This window comes from Chroococcidiopsis sp. CCNUC1, assembly GCF_023546805.1.
GTDB classification, from domain to species: Bacteria; Cyanobacteriota; Cyanobacteriia; order Cyanobacteriales; family Chroococcidiopsidaceae; genus Chroococcidiopsis; species Chroococcidiopsis thermalis.
In genome coordinates this window covers 5,010,335-5,025,761 of record NZ_CP097480.1, presented here as the reverse complement: position 1 = coordinate 5,025,761, position 15,427 = coordinate 5,010,335, and the positions used below count along the sequence as shown (strand labels likewise).

Annotated in this window: 20 protein-coding genes; 10 read left to right on the top strand and 10 right to left on the bottom strand. The window is 42.6% G+C overall.

Annotated features, from left to right (window positions below; all coding sequences use genetic code 11):
• Positions 1 to 163 precede the first annotated feature (163 nt).
• Together M5J74_RS23210 and M5J74_RS23205 are read left to right on the top strand one after the other, a co-directional pair.
• Positions 164 to 1,282 carry a GTP-binding protein gene (locus M5J74_RS23210; protein WP_250013393.1) on the top strand — a complete coding sequence of 373 codons (1,119 nt, stop codon included), beginning with the start codon at positions 164 to 166 and terminating at the stop codon, positions 1,280 to 1,282.
• A gap of 258 nt (positions 1,283 to 1,540) precedes the next feature.
• Positions 1,541 to 1,765 (top strand): hypothetical protein, encoded by a 225-nt coding sequence (locus M5J74_RS23205; RefSeq protein WP_015156373.1) that lies wholly within the window; start codon positions 1,541 to 1,543, stop codon positions 1,763 to 1,765.
• Between the two features lie 99 nt (positions 1,766 to 1,864).
• Here M5J74_RS23205 and M5J74_RS23200 read toward each other — a convergent pair whose 3' ends face one another.
• The 3 genes from M5J74_RS23200 to M5J74_RS23190 all read right to left on the bottom strand — a co-directional run bounded on the left by M5J74_RS23200 (position 1,865) and on the right by M5J74_RS23190 (position 3,012).
• Positions 1,865 to 2,320 carry a nitrate reductase associated protein gene (locus tag M5J74_RS23200; protein WP_250013391.1) on the bottom strand — a complete coding sequence of 152 codons (456 nt, stop codon included), beginning with the start codon at positions 2,318 to 2,320 and terminating at the stop codon, positions 1,865 to 1,867.
• Positions 2,321 to 2,489: 169 nt separating this feature from the next.
• Positions 2,490 to 2,633: a hypothetical protein gene (locus tag M5J74_RS23195; RefSeq protein ID WP_015156371.1), complete on the bottom strand. Its 144-nt coding sequence runs from the start codon at positions 2,631 to 2,633 to the stop codon at positions 2,490 to 2,492.
• A 208-nt stretch (positions 2,634 to 2,841) separates the two neighbouring features.
• Positions 2,842 to 3,012: a hypothetical protein gene (locus M5J74_RS23190; RefSeq protein ID WP_015156370.1), complete on the bottom strand. Its 171-nt coding sequence runs from the start codon at positions 3,010 to 3,012 to the stop codon at positions 2,842 to 2,844.
• Between the two features lie 162 nt (positions 3,013 to 3,174).
• Between M5J74_RS23190 and M5J74_RS23185 the strand changes: the two genes are divergently transcribed.
• Both M5J74_RS23185 and M5J74_RS23180 read left to right on the top strand, forming a co-directional pair.
• Positions 3,175 to 3,951 (top strand): cyclopropane-fatty-acyl-phospholipid synthase family protein, encoded by a 777-nt coding sequence (locus M5J74_RS23185; protein ID WP_106168607.1) that lies wholly within the window; start codon positions 3,175 to 3,177, stop codon positions 3,949 to 3,951.
• A 75-nt stretch (positions 3,952 to 4,026) separates the two neighbouring features.
• Positions 4,027 to 4,365 (top strand): cupin domain-containing protein, encoded by a 339-nt coding sequence (locus M5J74_RS23180; RefSeq protein WP_015156368.1) that lies wholly within the window; start codon positions 4,027 to 4,029, stop codon positions 4,363 to 4,365.
• A 186-nt stretch (positions 4,366 to 4,551) separates the two neighbouring features.
• On the opposite strand, the gene M5J74_RS23175 is transcribed toward M5J74_RS23180, so the two are convergent.
• Positions 4,552 to 5,772 carry a serine/threonine-protein kinase gene (locus M5J74_RS23175; RefSeq protein ID WP_206751824.1) on the bottom strand — a complete coding sequence of 407 codons (1,221 nt, stop codon included), beginning with the start codon at positions 5,770 to 5,772 and terminating at the stop codon, positions 4,552 to 4,554.
• A 518-nt stretch (positions 5,773 to 6,290) separates the two neighbouring features.
• Here M5J74_RS23175 and M5J74_RS23170 point away from each other — a divergent pair.
• Complete coding sequence (locus M5J74_RS23170) at positions 6,291 to 6,887, top strand: hypothetical protein (RefSeq protein WP_250013389.1); 597 nt, start codon at positions 6,291 to 6,293, stop codon at positions 6,885 to 6,887.
• 14 nt (positions 6,888 to 6,901) lie between these two features.
• Here the strand turns inward: M5J74_RS23170 and M5J74_RS32890 are convergent, their stop codons facing one another.
• Positions 6,902 to 7,036, bottom strand: a complete 135-nt coding sequence (locus M5J74_RS32890) for a hypothetical protein (RefSeq protein ID WP_256498594.1) — start codon at positions 7,034 to 7,036, stop codon at positions 6,902 to 6,904.
• A gap of 83 nt (positions 7,037 to 7,119) precedes the next feature.
• Here M5J74_RS32890 and M5J74_RS23165 point away from each other — a divergent pair, with 83 nt between their 5' ends.
• Positions 7,120 to 7,305 (top strand): hypothetical protein, encoded by a 186-nt coding sequence (locus M5J74_RS23165; protein ID WP_106171313.1) that lies wholly within the window; start codon positions 7,120 to 7,122, stop codon positions 7,303 to 7,305.
• A 79-nt stretch (positions 7,306 to 7,384) separates the two neighbouring features.
• Positions 7,385 to 7,720, top strand: a complete 336-nt coding sequence (locus M5J74_RS23160) for an antibiotic biosynthesis monooxygenase (protein ID WP_015156365.1) — start codon at positions 7,385 to 7,387, stop codon at positions 7,718 to 7,720.
• 97 nt (positions 7,721 to 7,817) lie between these two features.
• On the opposite strand, the gene M5J74_RS23155 is transcribed toward M5J74_RS23160, so the two are convergent.
• Complete coding sequence (locus tag M5J74_RS23155) at positions 7,818 to 8,615, bottom strand: bifunctional 2-polyprenyl-6-hydroxyphenol methylase/3-demethylubiquinol 3-O-methyltransferase UbiG (RefSeq protein WP_015156363.1); 798 nt, start codon at positions 8,613 to 8,615, stop codon at positions 7,818 to 7,820.
• Between the two features lie 319 nt (positions 8,616 to 8,934).
• On the opposite strand from M5J74_RS23155, the gene M5J74_RS23150 reads away from it, so the two are divergent.
• The 3 genes from M5J74_RS23150 (at position 8,935) to M5J74_RS23140 (ending at position 11,034) form a co-directional block, all read left to right on the top strand.
• The gene (locus M5J74_RS23150; RefSeq protein WP_015156362.1) at positions 8,935 to 9,354 is read left to right on the top strand and encodes a hypothetical protein; all 420 of its coding nucleotides are present in this window, start codon (positions 8,935 to 8,937) and stop codon (positions 9,352 to 9,354) included.
• Positions 9,355 to 9,419: 65 nt separating this feature from the next.
• Positions 9,420 to 10,700: an aspartate aminotransferase family protein gene (locus tag M5J74_RS23145; protein WP_250013387.1), complete on the top strand. Its 1,281-nt coding sequence runs from the start codon at positions 9,420 to 9,422 to the stop codon at positions 10,698 to 10,700.
• 193 nt (positions 10,701 to 10,893) lie between these two features.
• On the top strand, positions 10,894 to 11,034 hold the full coding sequence (locus M5J74_RS23140; protein WP_181246347.1) for a hypothetical protein: 141 nt from the start codon (positions 10,894 to 10,896) through the stop codon (positions 11,032 to 11,034).
• 44 nt (positions 11,035 to 11,078) lie between these two features.
• Here the strand turns inward: M5J74_RS23140 and M5J74_RS23135 are convergent, their stop codons facing one another.
• The 4 genes from M5J74_RS23135 to M5J74_RS23120 form a co-directional block, all read right to left on the bottom strand.
• Positions 11,079 to 12,254 (bottom strand): HetZ-related protein 2, encoded by a 1,176-nt coding sequence (locus M5J74_RS23135; protein ID WP_015156359.1) that lies wholly within the window; start codon positions 12,252 to 12,254, stop codon positions 11,079 to 11,081.
• Between the two features lie 213 nt (positions 12,255 to 12,467).
• On the bottom strand, positions 12,468 to 13,373 hold the full coding sequence (locus M5J74_RS23130) for a hypothetical protein (protein ID WP_250013386.1): 906 nt from the start codon (positions 13,371 to 13,373) through the stop codon (positions 12,468 to 12,470).
• Between the two features lie 44 nt (positions 13,374 to 13,417).
• The gene (locus M5J74_RS23125; RefSeq protein WP_250013384.1) at positions 13,418 to 14,356 is read right to left on the bottom strand and encodes a hypothetical protein; all 939 of its coding nucleotides are present in this window, start codon (positions 14,354 to 14,356) and stop codon (positions 13,418 to 13,420) included.
• A gap of 49 nt (positions 14,357 to 14,405) precedes the next feature.
• Complete coding sequence (locus M5J74_RS23120) at positions 14,406 to 15,401, bottom strand: hypothetical protein (protein WP_250013382.1); 996 nt, start codon at positions 15,399 to 15,401, stop codon at positions 14,406 to 14,408.
• Positions 15,402 to 15,427 lie beyond the last annotated feature (26 nt).

The window sequence follows — 15,427 nt, the reverse complement described above, 5'->3', positions numbered from 1 at the left end:
CCAACGGAGATTGAGTCGGTGTATCGATCGTGAATTTTGCTAAGCGCCTCCTGAATTCATCGAACGCGACATAATGAATAAAGATGGGGCAAGAGTGTTAAGTCATACTTCTTGCCCTAGCAGATTGTAAGATAAGACTTTCAAGATTTAAATCAGCAGCGCTATGCAATCAGCAGTAGGTTCTGACCAATCTCCCGTAATGGATGCACCGAAACAGGGGCTACCAGTCACTATCATTACAGGCTTTCTCGGTAGCGGTAAAACAACTCTGCTCAATCACATCCTGACTAACCAGCAAGGTCTCAAAACAGCCGTTTTAGTGAATGAATTCGGCGAAATTGGGATTGATAACGAGTTGATCGTCACCACAGGTGATGACATGGTGGAGTTGAGTAACGGTTGTATCTGCTGCACGATTAATAATGATTTGGTAGAAGCCGTTTACAAAGTGTTGGAACGTCCAGAAAAAGTTGATTATCTCGTCGTAGAAACAACAGGAGTTGCCGATCCTCTCCCTGTGGCGCTGACTTTTCTAGGCACGGAGTTACGCGACATGACACGCCTAGATTCAATCATCACGGTCGTAGATGCGGCAAATTACAGTTTGGATCTGTTTAACTCTCAAGCAGCTTACAGTCAAATTGCCTATGGGGATGTCATCATTCTTAACAAGGCGGATTTAGTCGAGGAAGCAGATCTCGATCTTTTAGAAGTCAAGATTCGGGATATTAAAGATGGGGCAAGAATTTTGCGGACAACGCGATCGCAAGTTCCTCTCCCATTGATTCTTAGCGTCGGTCTGTTCGAGTCGGATAAGTATTTCGATACTCCCGCTGGTCACGACCATCACGACCATCACGACCATCACGACCATCACGACCATTCAGACTGCGACCACGACCATCACGACCATCACGACCATCACGACCATCACCATCATCACTCCGATCACTTAGAGAACGATGGTTTTACCTCAATATCTTTCCAAAGCGATAAGCCACTGGCAATTAGAAAGTTTCAGTATTTTCTAGACAACCAACTTCCTGAAAATATCTTCCGCGCCAAGGGGATTATGTGGTTTGAGGAAAGTCCAAAACGCCATATTTTTCACCTCTGTGGTAAGCGCTTTACTCTAGAAGACGAGGAATGGAACGGCAAACCCAAAAAGAATCAACTGGTACTGATCGGACAAAATCTAGATCGAGAGGCTTTGCTTCAACAACTACAAAACTGCATTTGTCTGCCTTCTACCAGTCGTGGTAAAGGGTTTAGCAAAGGATGAAAATATGGCGCAAAGATGCAGAGCTGATTTAGCGCCTTTGCGGGAAATACTTGGCATTACATTCGTAGGGGGGCACAGTTAGCTGTGCCCCCCTACACATTGTGTACCCTACGTAACTGAAAACAGCGATTTGTGTTAGGAGATATTGCGATCGCATCTCCACAAATGTAAAAAAATGTATTTCTAGCTACAGACGTATTTATTTATCCGCCGAGTTATTATAAAATCGTATCAATAAATACAGTTTTACTTATAACCGTGTCACAAATCGATTGGGAAGAAGCTTTTGAATATTTGCCAGGACTCGTAGTTGAGCTGAAGTCTCGTCCCGGCGTAATTGATACGATCGCGGCTTACGATCTAACTATGGTTCCCCCCATTTGGTTAGAGAAAGATCCGCGCCCCCGCTATCCCCACGAATTGCAGATTGTCTCGCGGGAAAGAGTACAGGCGTGTCAACTGGTAGAGACAGTTAACAGTTAATAGTGGTGCGTGGTGCGGGAAAATACTACCGATCGGCGATCGATGAGCAATGCCCATGAACGGCTATTTTATTAACTAGTTAACAGTAGAGAGCTTACTCTAATCGATCAGGTGAAATTCTTTGAGTGCGGGTAGAAAATTTCGGTTTTCGTGGCTCGAACGGCTGAGTTTAATTAATGCAAATCTTTCTACGGGTGGTAAATTTGCCCATTGCTCTGAACTAAGCGTCACGCCAAACTCGCCAGCTTTCTCCCCAATGCTAGCAGGAACAGTTGCTGCATTCATCCAATCGGGATTCTCTTCTACTGGCAGTTCGCTAGCCGATTTACCAGTATATTGAAAAACTAAGTTTTGCAACCACTGACGATATGCTTGAATTTCTGCTGGCGTATTACAGGGGCGATCGATTAGTGCTTGTCGATCTTCCTGACTGAATTGGTTCCATTCAGGTAATTTCAGTTTAATTCCACAAGTATCTAACTTGTAACGTACCTGCATGGGAATACAGCGCAGGGAGTCTACAAAGTCAGCTTCAAATTGAAAAAATCGTGTCATATCATGATTCGCGATGCGAGAACGGCATTGGATATAAAGCATCGCCCATACTTCCAGCGTAAAACATCAGCAACCCATCTCCGACAACCTGCAATCGCGAATGCAAAATTCGGGATTAGGTTGCTAACCGCTGCCGCGTTGGTCACTGGTCACTGGTCACTGATAACTGTTAATGTTGTGTTTTTTCTTGTAGTACAGAAAGCATTTGTTTTCTGACTGCATTCGCCCAAAGATCGAAGTTAAAATCTTTGCTATCGGCGATCGCGTTATTTGTCACGGGTTGAGTTTTTTGAAGTTGTGCTTTTTTATCCATTGTGCCTCTGAGTAATAGATTGAGAAATTTTGTGGTTAGTAATATCTATACAAAATTAGTCATAAATAATAAACAGTTATGATGTGGAAAATGCATCAAACTGATTAGCTTTTAGAATATACAGGAAAGTACTACCTATACTCAAGCATGAATTTGTACTTAACTTGAGCAAAAAGAATTGACAGTTTGACTAAATTGTCTGAAAAGCTCAAGTATAGGCAATCAAGCGACCGCAGATAACGATCCCCGTCCATGCGAGTAAGGAGATCGTGGCGATCGCTTTTACAAAAATTAATTGATAGCAAATTCTTCCGCTGAAGCCTGCGGGAGTATGCTTTTGCATGGCGACGCGAAGATGCATCACCCATAGTGGAAGCATTTAGTCAAGTGGTTGAAGAAGTTAATTGTTGAATGGTAGTTGGTAGTTGGTAAGTCGCAAGTCGCTACTCCCTACTCCCTGACAACTGAGCTAGCTCATAGATAACTCAAAGCTATTTTGTCACAGTAAAGGTAGCCAAGAATTAACTTAGAGGTCAAATGTATGACCCACGCTACCCTTAACTACGAAACTGCCCCAGGACATGAAGTTTTAGCAGCAGCAGGCAAAAAATATCTCCGTCCCGGCGGACGTTTGGCGACAGAGCAACTATTTCAATGGGCGAATTTTCAACCAGGGGAGACCGTTTTAGAATTAGCAGCGAGTTTTGGTTTAAGTGCGATCGCAATTGCTCAGCGCTATGGCGTGCGGGTTGTGGGAATTGAGAAAAATCCCGATTCTGTGGTTCGCGCTCGTGCTAATGTTGCCGCAGCAGGTTTGAGCGATCGAGTTGAAATTATTGAAGGCGATATCTTTCATCTCGATCGCTTGACAGAAAAGTTTGATTATGTATTGGCAGAAGCGATCCTGACCATGCAATCTCCGCCAGGAAAAGCGAAAATCTTAGCAGGAATTCGCGATCGCCTCAAGCCTGGTGGTAAGTTTTTATCTCACGAACTTTTAGCACAAAATCGAGAAGAAGAGATTCACCGCGCTTTAGCACAAGCGATCCGAGTCAATTCTACGCCTTTATCAGAGTCTAGTTGGATTGCAGCTTGTGAAGCGGCTGGATTAACGGTACAGCAACATCAAACCGGAGAAATGGGATTGCTCAAACCGCAGCAAATGCTTGCAGACGAAGGTATTTTTAACACAATTCACATTTGGTGGAATATACTGACGCGATCGCAAATTCGGCAACGAGTTTTAACAATGCGCCAAGTTTTCCAAAAGTATCGGCAGGACTTAGGTTACATTATTTTGTCTGCTGTTCGCTCTTAAGCTCACACCTATCAACAATAGCTCTGAGCATTTTGACTTTTAACTTTTAACTTTTAACTTTTAACCGAGGAATTCATGAGTACCACCCTATTACCCTTACGATCTTCATCCACGCAGTTACGGGCAAATATTGAATATCCCCAAGCTGGGGTATTGAGTAAAGTGCTGGTTAAAGATAGTTGCTGTCAATACACTCTGTTTTGTCTCGCGGCTGGAACTGAAATTTCCGAACATACATCTACTCGCAACGCTACCGTCAACGTGTTGGATGGCAAGGGAATTCTCACCCTAGAAGGACAAGACATTGTTCTAGAACCAGGAGTATTCATCTTCATGCCTGCAAATGCTCCTCACGCTTTAAAAGCCCAGGAAAACTTAGCTTTTTTACTAACCTTGTCAGAGAAAAACGGGTAGCGCAGCATAGCGAAAATAAATCACCGATCAGTCAAATAAACCACTACATAAGTTATAGCGTCAAAAGCTCATAGCACCAGATTGATGACGCTGTAACTTTTGTACGGGCGGGTTTTGGCAAACGATCTTCGTTCATGATGAGGGATTCTCGCCAAACCCGCCCCTACGAACTTTTAACTTCGCGTGCTATTTACTTTTCAAGGGAATTGATACAGGATACTTTTCTGGTTTGAAGGCTGGTGTGGGGGAGTGGGAGGCGAAATAGATACCTACGAGTAAAGTCGCTAAAGCGATCGCGCCAATTCCTAAATCGATTAAGGAAGTCGATCTTTTGGCTGAAATCGCAGCTGTAGCTTTGCTAATTGTATTTGGTATTTGTAATTGCGGGCGATCGCCCCAGCTATAAGAAACAGTCTCTTCTTCACCCAGTAAAGAGTGCGAATCTTGCGCTACTGTGGGGATCTGAACCTGAGTACCATGTAATTCGTGAAAACCATAATGCAGCACGGGTTGATACCGATTTGCTAGAGGTTCTAGGGCTGCTAAGACTTCCGTTGCCGATTGGTAGCGATCTTTAAAGCCGTAGCGCACCATGTTATCTATAATTTGCGCTAGTTCGGGGCTGATTTTACGATAGTGTCGCCATAGAATTTCACAGGTATCTGGATCGGTATCTAGCTGAGTCGGATGAATGCCTGTCAAACCTTGAATTGCCACCATCCCCAAAGCATAGATATCGCTGTTAGGACGAGGCTTGCCTCGTTCTTGTTCTGTAGGCATGTAGCCAGGAGTGCCGATTGTAATCGTTGCTGGTAAGCCAATGGAAAACGTATTGATCTTCTGCCCTTGCAGCGTCACAACCTGCGTCCATGCTTGTTTGACCGAACCAAAATCAATTAGCACCAGACGGCGATCGTGCTTGCGCCTGAGTAAGTTATTTGGCTTGATATCGCGATGAATTAAGCCGTGCGAGTGAATAAACTCTAAGATTTGCAGTACTTCTTGCAACATGTAAAACACTTGGCTTTCACTCCAAGGCTTACCTGGTTGTAGTTCTGCACTTAAGGTATGCCCTTGTACGAATTCTTGAATGAGATAAAATTCTTGGTTTTCCTCAAAGTGGTCTAGCAGCCGAGGAATTTGATTGTGACATCCTAATTTTTCTAAAGCTTGGGCTTCACCTGTAAACAACCATCTCAACGTTTGTAGGGCATTAGGAGAACTATTGGCAGGTTTGAGATGCTTGACTACGCATGTAGGGCGATTGGAAATATGGGTGTCTTGAGCGAGGTAGGTCTGACAAAAACCCCCTGCACTCAGAACTTGCATGACTTGATAACGTCCCTCTAGTAACTTGCCTAACATTGTAGTTGACCGAAAGTTTTTGACCCAAATTTCTCGATCCAAATTTTTATGGACGGCAGCCCACTATTGGTTGCTCAATCGATCGCATTCGTACAATTTGTAAAGTTAACTCGATCTATTTCTAATAATCTGTTATCCAGTTATAGTTGTCTGTATATGCTGCACGGTTTCATTTAGCTTGGTTGGTGGACTGTAACGAGACTCATTCAAGTTTTACACTATCTTCATAGATTATAGAGCAGGGTTGCAGGCAATAAGAGCGATTGAAATCGCAATTCCTGCGTTATGCTCTGTTTGCTGCAATTTCTTGCAGGAATTTGAACATTTCCTTAACTGAGCATCGATTGCTCCCTTGCTAGGCAGAATAAGGCTTGTGACTTTGCCATGAGATCTCATAGAGCGACTGTAGCTAGAAAATGACAGTAATTTATAAGAATAGCTTATGTAACTTTGTGTTACCTTGACCTACCTATTGATATAGTTGCTGTTTTGAAGGGGAAGAATACAGCTAGATTCATGAAATCGCATGTCAATTGAACAATTAGTAGGATAAATTTCAAATGCCGCATTCAGCAAATTTGATTGGAGGTGTTTCTATTGGGGAGATGAAACTGCCTCAACCTTTAGCGAATTTGTCAGCAGATTATAACCAACTAAAACTCAATGTTTTTTTGTTGGCTGACTATAAATTTTACCCACAGCAAATTGTTTCTTTAGAAAAAACGTGGGGTGGAGTTAGAATTAGACACACCGTTGCTGAATATCCTGCCAATATTGTTTTTTTGACTCAAAATACTCAGAGTTTTTTTGATTGCATTAAACAAGCTGGTTTTCTACCAGCAGCGCGTGTTGAGGAATTTCCTCGTCGAAACGGTAGTCCTATTTACTGGCAAGTTGTCGTTTCAGCGCTTGTGTTATGGAATATTTTTTTATTAGTTTGTGCTAATTATTCCTATCTAAATTTATCAGTTTCTACTTTAAGTTTACCCTTTTGGTTTGTTTTGTTCGTGTCTATTTCAGTACAGCGATCGCGCTTCGTACAAAGTTTCTTTCTCAAACCAAATCGCCATATAGAAGAAGTTGCCCCCGTGTTTAGATTTCTTGCCTTAGTATCTAGCCTGTTTGCAGTTTTATTCGTTGTTCAAGGTTTAATTTAGTAGAACTGCCAGATTTAGATTTTAGATTTGGATTCGATCGCTATGGCAAAATAGCAGAAGGTAGAGTGCGGCAATCGGGCATCTAACACAGCTCGTAACGTTTGCTGCATTCCTAGCCCCAAGCTGCGATCGCCACAGTTTCGCAACAAAATCTATAGTTTTAATCAATTGTGAGAGCAAAAGACTATAAAATCATTTTTAACGATTAAATCTACAGTTATCAAAATTCAAAATGGATGTGAATCCACAAGAAGTCAAACAAGTTGCCTCCCAAATTCTAGCCGGGATGCTCGCCAATCCTCATATTTACCCTAAAGTCAGCGATGAAGGTGGTCAGGGACAGCAAGAACAAGAACTAATCGTTGTAGCAGTTGAAATGGCTAAAAAGTTATTAGAAAAGATAGAACAGACAAATTAATCAGTCGTAAGTCGTAAGTCAGAAACTACTTACTAATGATAAATGACAAATGACAAATAATTTATTCAGGTGATCGACGATGGATTTTCAGGATTTTCTCAAACGGCAATATACTCAAGTTACAGTTGGAGAATTCAAACCGGGCAAGTTTGAAGAAGCAAGAAGAATTTACGAACAGGCAGTTTCAACTTATAGACATGGGTTTAAAGGTGCATATCTCCTGCAAGAACCAGGTACAGATCGAGGCGTTTCTGTGATTTTCTGGGAAAGTGTAGATGAGATGGAAGCTAACGAGCATGAAGAAAACTACAGGAGCATACTAAAAAAGATGTCTCCTTTATTCGATCGCGCTCCTACAACTACTCTTTATGAAGTGGTTTGTCAAATTCAGCCCCAGGCAGCGGAAGAGAGCTGAGGGAGCTGAGGGAGCGATCGGAAGCTGAGGGGGAAAAGAATCAACCGTCAACCAATGACCAATGACCAATGACCACCGATCGCTGTCAACAAGATCGCTATCTTTTCTTTCCTAAAGCAATCATAGTTGAACCGTTGGGGAAGTTTTTGAATAAATACCAATCTAACATGCCAAAACCAACGCAAGCTTGAGGTATGCGCTTAAACAGCCTACCTTTAGGGGCAAGGGTTTCAAATAAATGGGCGCGATGGTAGATTTTATAAATATCTATCCCGACATCAGAGCATAGAGATTTCAGGTGGCGATCGCAAAGTCGGCGTAGATGTCCTGGTTCATCGGTTTTAAATCTGCCATAACCATCAAATGATGGCTGCAAGCCTCCCGTCAAGCGATTTTGCCACCATTCAAAAGAAAATTTATTAGCGCAAGGCGTGGATAATATTGTCATTCCTTGCGGTTTGAGCAATCGACCGATCTCTCTTATAGACTGAGCAACATCACCTACATGTTCTAGAACTTCTATGGAGATGATGAGATCGAAAGAATTGTCAGGTAAATTAACTGTTTCATCACTCATGGGAGTATATTGAGCTGATGAATATAGATTTTTAGCAATTGTTAATGCTTCGTCTGATATATCACAGCCGTGGAGAGCAGATGTAGGAAAGAAATCTTTTAACAAATTGAGATATCGTCCTTCGCCACAACCATAATCTAAAATCGATGCTGGATTGAAACCGCTCGATTTTATTTGCTTCAATATATCTTGCATTGCATAAAATCTACAGGACTCAAATAATCCTGAAAAGTCCTGCATATAACCTGCTTGAAACCGAGAATTGTAAAACTGTTTTTGATCTTGGAGTGCCTCGTAGGAATAGGATTGTTCGTTCATGTTTTGGTAGAGATAAGGAATAAGGAGAGAAGTCGTAAGTCGTAAGCCGTAAGTCGTAAGTCAAAAACCTCTTGCCTCTCGCCTCCTTCCACACACCACGCTCTCGCCCCTCGCTTTAAGTTTATATACGATCGCCAGAAATGGTGCTACTACGGTTCACAAATTATTCACATTTTTCTTTTAACTTCAGATTTAAAGTCAGACAACTTAGCCGGAGATCGATCGCCGATCGCTGGTCAACGGTAAACTGTCAACGCACTGTCAACCACTCTGTGTTGTCTTGTCTGCCGATGGGTGAGTGAAGTGGAAGGCAGCCATTATGTGTATATCTAATAGTACCTGTAAGCCACATGTTGAATTAGCTGTAGATGTGTTTAAAACTCAGACACCTACGCTAATTAGCTCGCTTAAAGACTTTTTTACCGCTTTACCTAGCCCTAAATGTGTCGAGGAGATCTTAGCTACGGCACTTTATCAGCTTGCCGATACCGATCCCGATGCTTGTCGTTGGCTTTTACGTCATCCTCAATATCTCGAACCCGAACTAGATTTGGTAGAGTGGGCAACCCAGTTTGCCCTGAAGAAACTCCAAGCACAAGGGTTTGTACGGGAGCAAGATTTTCAGTTCGAGCCGAATGGTAAGTTACATGCCTGCGATCGCGCTAAAGTAAAGCTGAGTGCGGGTAACTCTACTGCTGAAAAGTTGATTTTAGAAGAGATTTTACAAGTAGGTAATTGAATATTTTATAGAGACTTACATATAACGTCCCTAGAATTCTACCACCCACAATCAAGGAATCATCCATGAGCTTAGACACTGTTTCTCAGCCTACATCAGTCGTAGAATCCAATCTGCAACAAACTGGTGAATATGACTTCGATCGCTTCAAAGAGTCAGTCATGGACACATATGCCCGTTTCCCGATTGCCTTAGAACGGGGTGCGGGTTGTCGAGTTTGGGATAGCACAGGAAAAGAATATCTCGATTTGGTCGCCGGAATTGCAACATGTACCCTGGGACACGCACACCCAGCGATGGTGGAAACAGTGACGCGCCAAATTCAGACGCTACACCACGTCTCCAACCTGTTTTACATCCCCGTGCAAGGACAACTAGCACAATGGCTAGTTCAGCATTCATGTGCCGAGAAAGTCTTTTTGTGCAATTCTGGAGCGGAGGCTAACGAAGCGGCAATTAAACTAGCGCGCAAATACGCCCATACAGTCCAAAACATCGAGCATCCAGTCATGCTCACCGCCAACGCCAGCTTCCACGGACGGACGCTAGCGACGATTACCGCTACCGGACAACCGAAATATCAGAAAAACTTTGCCCCCTTAGTCCCAGGGTTCCATTACGTCCCCTATAACGAGATTCAGGCGATCGAAGCCGCCATCTCAGAACTAGATGAAGGCGATCGGGCAGTGAGTGCAATTCTGCTCGAACCGCTGCAAGGAGAAGGCGGGGTGCGCCCCGGAGAAGTGGCATACTTCCAAGCAATTCGGCGGATTTGTGACGAAACCGGAATTTTACTAATTCTGGACGAAGTGCAAGCGGGAATGGGACGAACTGGGAAATTGTGGGGCTACGAGAATTTAGGCATCGAACCAGATATTTTCACTTCTGCCAAGGGTTTAGGTGGTGGTATCCCCATCGGCGCGATGATGTGCAAGCAGCATTGCGATGTGTTTGCACCAGGAGATCACGCCAGTACGTTTGGGGGCAACCCATTTGCCTGTGCAGTCGCCTTGACGGTGTGCCAAACAATTGAACGGGAGAATTTGTTAGAAAACGTGCAAGCACGCGGCGAACAGCTCAGAACGGGCTTGCGGGCGCTGGCAGCCAAATATCCCGCCCTCATCACTGACGTGCGCGGTTGGGGTTTAATTCATGGGATGGAGTTAGCTGCTGAAAGCGAAATTACCGCAGCGGATGTAGTTAAAGCGGCGATCGCTGAAGGTTTATTACTCGTGCCAGCCGGAGCAAAAGTGCTGCGCTTCGTACCACCCTTGATTGTGACAGCCGCAGAAGTGGACGCAGCCTTACAAATTGTCGAACGAGCGATCGCTACTGTAAACGTATAGCAGCGGTTGCCAGACAGCAAAAAAAAGCAAAATTTTTGCTTGACTACAACACAAAAGGGTGGTCTACTGTTTCGAGAGAGTAGGCGAAAAGAAGGCTAAGAAAGGAAAACAATTCGCACTGCGATGAATTTTGGATTTCTCCTGAAGCCCCTCTGCTCCCTGCTCCCTGCTCCCTGCTCCCTCTCAGGAGACGATGACCATGACTGCCTTCATTCCTTTCGATAACACGGTTGAATTCCTCACTGCTATCTATTTTGGTTCTGTGTTTGCGATTATGGCTGTTTCTCAGTTTTGTTTAGCAGCGATTGAAACTGTTGAGGAATCGAGTAAGTAAAAAGTTATTGCCTCGAAAACTTGTTATCTAAAAAAATTAGTATTTTAGTTCATCCCACTTCGCACGACTTGGGCTACTAAGCAAAGTTTATTCCATTCGCTAGTAATTTGATTTAACTTGCGGTTGAGAGTGTAGGCGATCGCATCTAAATTTTTGCCAGACTTTCTTAACTCTACAACTTGGCGCTGCCTTGGGGTTAGTTGCTCCCAAAATTCCTGCCATTGCTTAGGTGTCAAGCCGAAACTGTGTTCTTCTAAACTCGTGCCCAGCCAATGACTCACTAGTTCTGGATGATGTTTTAATCCAAATACTTTCACGGCATGGTAGACAATTTTTTCTCGCAGTCGATAGACTTCTTTGACTGATAAATTTAACTGTTGGGCGATCGCTTCTTGAGACCTACCTTGTAAGTATAGTTCTAACCATTGCGCGGCAGTTTCTCCCAAATTGTTAGTTAAATAGTTGCTAAATTTCGATTGCACGAGATGTCTTGCTGCGTACTGGTCTGCTTGGGTTTGGCTGTCTTGATACACGCTGACCGATCGCACGTCGATCGCGCTCCAAGTGCGATCGCCATCATCAGAAAGGAATTCGTCAGACAATAGTTTGAGAATTCTGCGTTCTGGAACTTGTGTGACTCCTCCCATCTGCGTCCGGCGAAGAAAATTGACAAAGCGATGCACGATTAAAGGTCGATTATGAATCGGGCGCAAACAATATTCTTCTACAGTAGTTAATAGCAAGGCAGTTCGCAGTCTCATATCGTCAGTACACGCCGCAATCCAAGCTGTTTGTTGTTGCAAATAGCGATCGCGCTGCAATAAATCTTGGATAATTTCTTGCAAAACATCAACGACTGCCCGACGGCGATCGCCACCCAAAGCAACGAGGGCGTGAATTTTATTTCGCAGTAGTACTAAACTGCACAAACGTATTGTCAAGCGGTGATATGCCTGCTGAGGTGAAACCCCTAAATAACGCTGTTTGAGGATGCGAAAGCGGTATTCCATAGCTTGCTGTGCTATAGATAACTGAAGAGAATTGCACGTTTGATAGCGTTCTGTATCTTCACCAATCAGCCAACGGACTATGCTTTCTCGGGCAGTATCGCTTTGCGCCGGACATTCTTGAGTGAGACGCAAACGCCATTCTTGGGAAATTTCCGTCGCTGTCGCTAGATGGCGATCGCGCTCCGCCACGTTTACTTGTATAGTTTGCATATCACCCTGCCGTGTGTTGAACTATCTTCTTAAATAGCGAGCGATTGGAAAATTTATGCAGGGGTTGGAGTCGTATACATGCGAACAAAACGTATTTTGCGAAATACTATCCTTGGCTTATCCAAAAGCGGCGTTTCTACTGCTCGTTTATTAGACAAAGAAAAATCTCACCTTAGCAGGGTTGACATTGCCCCCCCTACACTTGGATTTTTTCTAAGGAATAAACTTCTTTAAGATCTCATAAGTATCTTCAATTATTCCCAGAGCTGCATTTAAACCTACATTAGTAGCTTCTACGCCCTCAGTCATGGTATCTTTAGCAGTCTCAGCTGTATTACCACTTTTATCAACAAAGCCGCTCAGTTTATCCATCATTTTTTCGAGATCTTTTGCCGTATCCATCAGCCGATCGAAGACTTCTTCTTGAGTTTCTTTATATTTAGAGATGGCATCTTCAGTTGTATCTGATGTCGATTCTTGCAAATCTTTAGTTTTCTCAGTTAGTTGCTCTATTACATCCTCAACCTGAGTTGCAAATTCGCTAACTAATTCGGCAATTGCTGGACCAGATTCATCTTTAATGTGCGATTCAAACTCTGAAGCTCGTTCTTCTAAATCGGATTGGTGACTCTCTAGGCGATCGGATACATCATTTTGGAGAAAGTCTTCCTGCTCTGAAAACTGTTCCTCTAACTCTGTGGCAACTTCCTCTAGTTTTTCTTGAAGAGATTTAAAAACTTCTTCTACTGCCTCTAAAGTCGATTCTAGCTCGGATTTAGTCGAGTCTAAGTCTTCACCAAACGAACTGATTTCTGTTTTGGTAGCTTCGTTTTCTTCGTTAGTTTCATTCTGCCAAGTTTCTACATTTTCCTTGAGCTGAGTGACTTCTTGACTGAGCGATTCAGCTTCTTCACTCAAATCTTCCTTAGCGCTATTAATTCGTTCTAACAAAGATTGAGCGCGATCGCTTAATGTCTGCCAGTGACTATCCATTTGCTCGGAAACCTGAGCAATTTGTTCTCGCAAGCCTGTTAATTCTGACTGTGCTTGCTCGGCTTCACCTAATAATTCTGTCAGTTTAGTTACTGTTTCTGTTGCAGTTGTTTCAAAATCAGCCACGATTTACCTCGATTATAGTTTTAATATAGTTTCACTTAATTGCTTTAGCCAAAATCTATTCCCACGCTTTCGGCTACATCTTTCACAGCTTCAACTCCATCTTTAAGCGGATCGATAAATTCATCAAGCTGGTCGAATAATGGCTCTAATGCTTTACGAGCAATAGAAGCATCTTCGCTAGAACCCAAAATTTTCTGACTCATCTCTTCTACGGAATCCGTCACGTTTTTAACGGCTTCTGTAATTAATTCTTTCAGTTCTGCTTGAATTTTTTCTTGAGCTTGATTTAACAGCTCGTCCGTTTCGCCTTTGACGGTTTGCGTACTTAATTTATTTAAATTGGTAGTAAATTCTTGATGTAAGTCAAGAAAAGTATCTGCCATAGCTTGAATCTTTTCACCAATTTCTCCTTGTGACTTCTCCATATCTTCAGTAAATTGCTCGATCTGTTCGCTAAGAGCAGATTTTAATTCTTCTAGCTTTTCTTGGAAAGCTTCTACTTCTTTACTGGTTGCTTCTACAGCAGAAGTTAGTTTGTCTTGACCGGATTGAATTTTTTCTTGAGCTTGTGTTAGCGTATTTTGAGTTTCTTCACCCGTCCTTTCAGTTGTAGAACTACTTTCATCCAAATATTCTTTGAGTTCTGAAATTTTGCCTTGAGTCGTTTCAATTTCGCTACTGAGTTGTCCTTGAGCCTCAGAGATAAATTCTGTTAAAGATTCAACTCCACTTTCAAGTTCGGCAATTTCGCTTTCAAGTTGAGATTGATGCTCTGTAGCTTCCTCTTTTAATTCGGTTAGTGCAGTTTGAATTTGTTCGAGAATTTCCGCAATCTGCTCTTGCTTTTCTTCAATATTGCTAACCAGGCGATCGGCTTCTGCTTGAACTTCCGATGATAGTTGTACTAAACCATCTAGTTTTTCAGGAAATACACTCGCCATTTGGGATAAAGATGCCAGGGTTTGTCCTAATTGTTCGTTCATATTTTAGACTTTCAATAGTTGAGACGCGATCGATGAGTTGAAAACAGCGTTAGAATATATCGACACAATCCAAAACTGCTTTGATCGCTCCGGTAGCAACCTTGGCAGCAGCTAACGCTGGTAAAATAGGACTCAACGCACCTGTTACAGACGAACCTGTTGTCATCATCATGATGTTTTCCGCTACTTCTTCAATCATTCCTTCTACAACTTCCTGAATCGCATTCTCAAAGGATTCTTGTAGCTCGTTCTTGAGGTTATCTTCTACGTGTTCGCCAGTATTTTCTAGAATTTCGGTCAATCGTTCTTTGAGTTCGTCAGCAAATTCAGTAACTTGTTCGTTAAAATCTCCAAAAGATTCGCTAAAATTATTTTCTAATTGCTCAAAACCAGAGTTGATTGTGTCTAGCTGCTCTCCGGTGAGTTTATCGCTGTATTCGCTAAAAGCTTTTTCAAGATTAGCAGTTTGAGTATCGCTTATCTCATTTGCTACTTCTTCAAATTTTGATTCCAACTCACTTTGGAATGCTTCAATTTGTTCCTGAAGTTCTTCGATCGCCTCAGTTAAACTATCAATGTTTTCTTTAGCTTCTGTTTGACCTTCGCCCACAGAATCTTCAGTATTAGAAATTGTATCTTCTAAATTCTTAAACGCTTCTTTTAATTCTTCTAAACTTGATTCTAACTCTGATTTATTCTCGTTAATTTCTGATTCAAAATTAGCCTGAGCTTCTTCTACAGAGCGAGCAACTTCATCTAGTTTTCCTTCAATATCTGTCATTGCTTGTTGCAAAGCATCGAGTTCGGCTTTCGTTTCTTCTTCAGAATTACTAAAATCTTCTAAAGCTGTCTGCAAAGATTCGGCTAAAGTTTCAATATTTGTACTAACACTCTCGGCAGATTCATCTAAAGTTTCAGTTTCAGATTCTAGATCGGCACACACTTCTTCCATCTGCGTACAAGCAGTTTCGAGAATACTTAATAATTCGTTCAGCTTCTCAGTAGCTTCATCAACATCACGCCCAAAATCTAGAACTTGTGCCATGCTGTATTATCCTTGTTTTGAATTTG

Excerpts from the sequence above, each read along its gene's own strand:
- M5J74_RS23210 (WP_250013393.1), top strand. The coding sequence starts at position 164 with ATGCAATCAGCAGTAGGTTCTGACCAATCTCCCGTAATGGATGCACCG.
- M5J74_RS23200 (WP_250013391.1), bottom strand. The coding sequence starts at position 2,320 with ATGACACGATTTTTTCAATTTGAAGCTGACTTTGTAGACTCCCTGCGC.
- M5J74_RS23195 (WP_015156371.1), bottom strand. The coding sequence starts at position 2,633 with ATGGATAAAAAAGCACAACTTCAAAAAACTCAACCCGTGACAAATAAC.
- M5J74_RS23190 (WP_015156370.1), bottom strand. The coding sequence starts at position 3,012 with ATGCTTCCACTATGGGTGATGCATCTTCGCGTCGCCATGCAAAAGCAT.
- M5J74_RS23185 (WP_106168607.1), top strand. The coding sequence starts at position 3,175 with ATGACCCACGCTACCCTTAACTACGAAACTGCCCCAGGACATGAAGTT.
- M5J74_RS23180 (WP_015156368.1), top strand. The coding sequence starts at position 4,027 with ATGAGTACCACCCTATTACCCTTACGATCTTCATCCACGCAGTTACGG.
- M5J74_RS23170 (WP_250013389.1), top strand. The coding sequence starts at position 6,291 with ATGCCGCATTCAGCAAATTTGATTGGAGGTGTTTCTATTGGGGAGATG.
- M5J74_RS23165 (WP_106171313.1), top strand. The coding sequence starts at position 7,120 with ATGGATGTGAATCCACAAGAAGTCAAACAAGTTGCCTCCCAAATTCTA.
- M5J74_RS23160 (WP_015156365.1), top strand. The coding sequence starts at position 7,385 with ATGGATTTTCAGGATTTTCTCAAACGGCAATATACTCAAGTTACAGTT.
- M5J74_RS23155 (WP_015156363.1), bottom strand. The coding sequence starts at position 8,615 with ATGAACGAACAATCCTATTCCTACGAGGCACTCCAAGATCAAAAACAG.
- M5J74_RS23150 (WP_015156362.1), top strand. The coding sequence starts at position 8,935 with ATGTGTATATCTAATAGTACCTGTAAGCCACATGTTGAATTAGCTGTA.
- M5J74_RS23145 (WP_250013387.1), top strand. The coding sequence starts at position 9,420 with ATGAGCTTAGACACTGTTTCTCAGCCTACATCAGTCGTAGAATCCAAT.
- M5J74_RS23140 (WP_181246347.1), top strand. The coding sequence starts at position 10,894 with ATGACCATGACTGCCTTCATTCCTTTCGATAACACGGTTGAATTCCTC.
- M5J74_RS23135 (WP_015156359.1), bottom strand. The coding sequence starts at position 12,254 with ATGCAAACTATACAAGTAAACGTGGCGGAGCGCGATCGCCATCTAGCG.
- M5J74_RS23125 (WP_250013384.1), bottom strand. The coding sequence starts at position 14,356 with ATGAACGAACAATTAGGACAAACCCTGGCATCTTTATCCCAAATGGCG.
- M5J74_RS23120 (WP_250013382.1), bottom strand. The coding sequence starts at position 15,401 with ATGGCACAAGTTCTAGATTTTGGGCGTGATGTTGATGAAGCTACTGAG.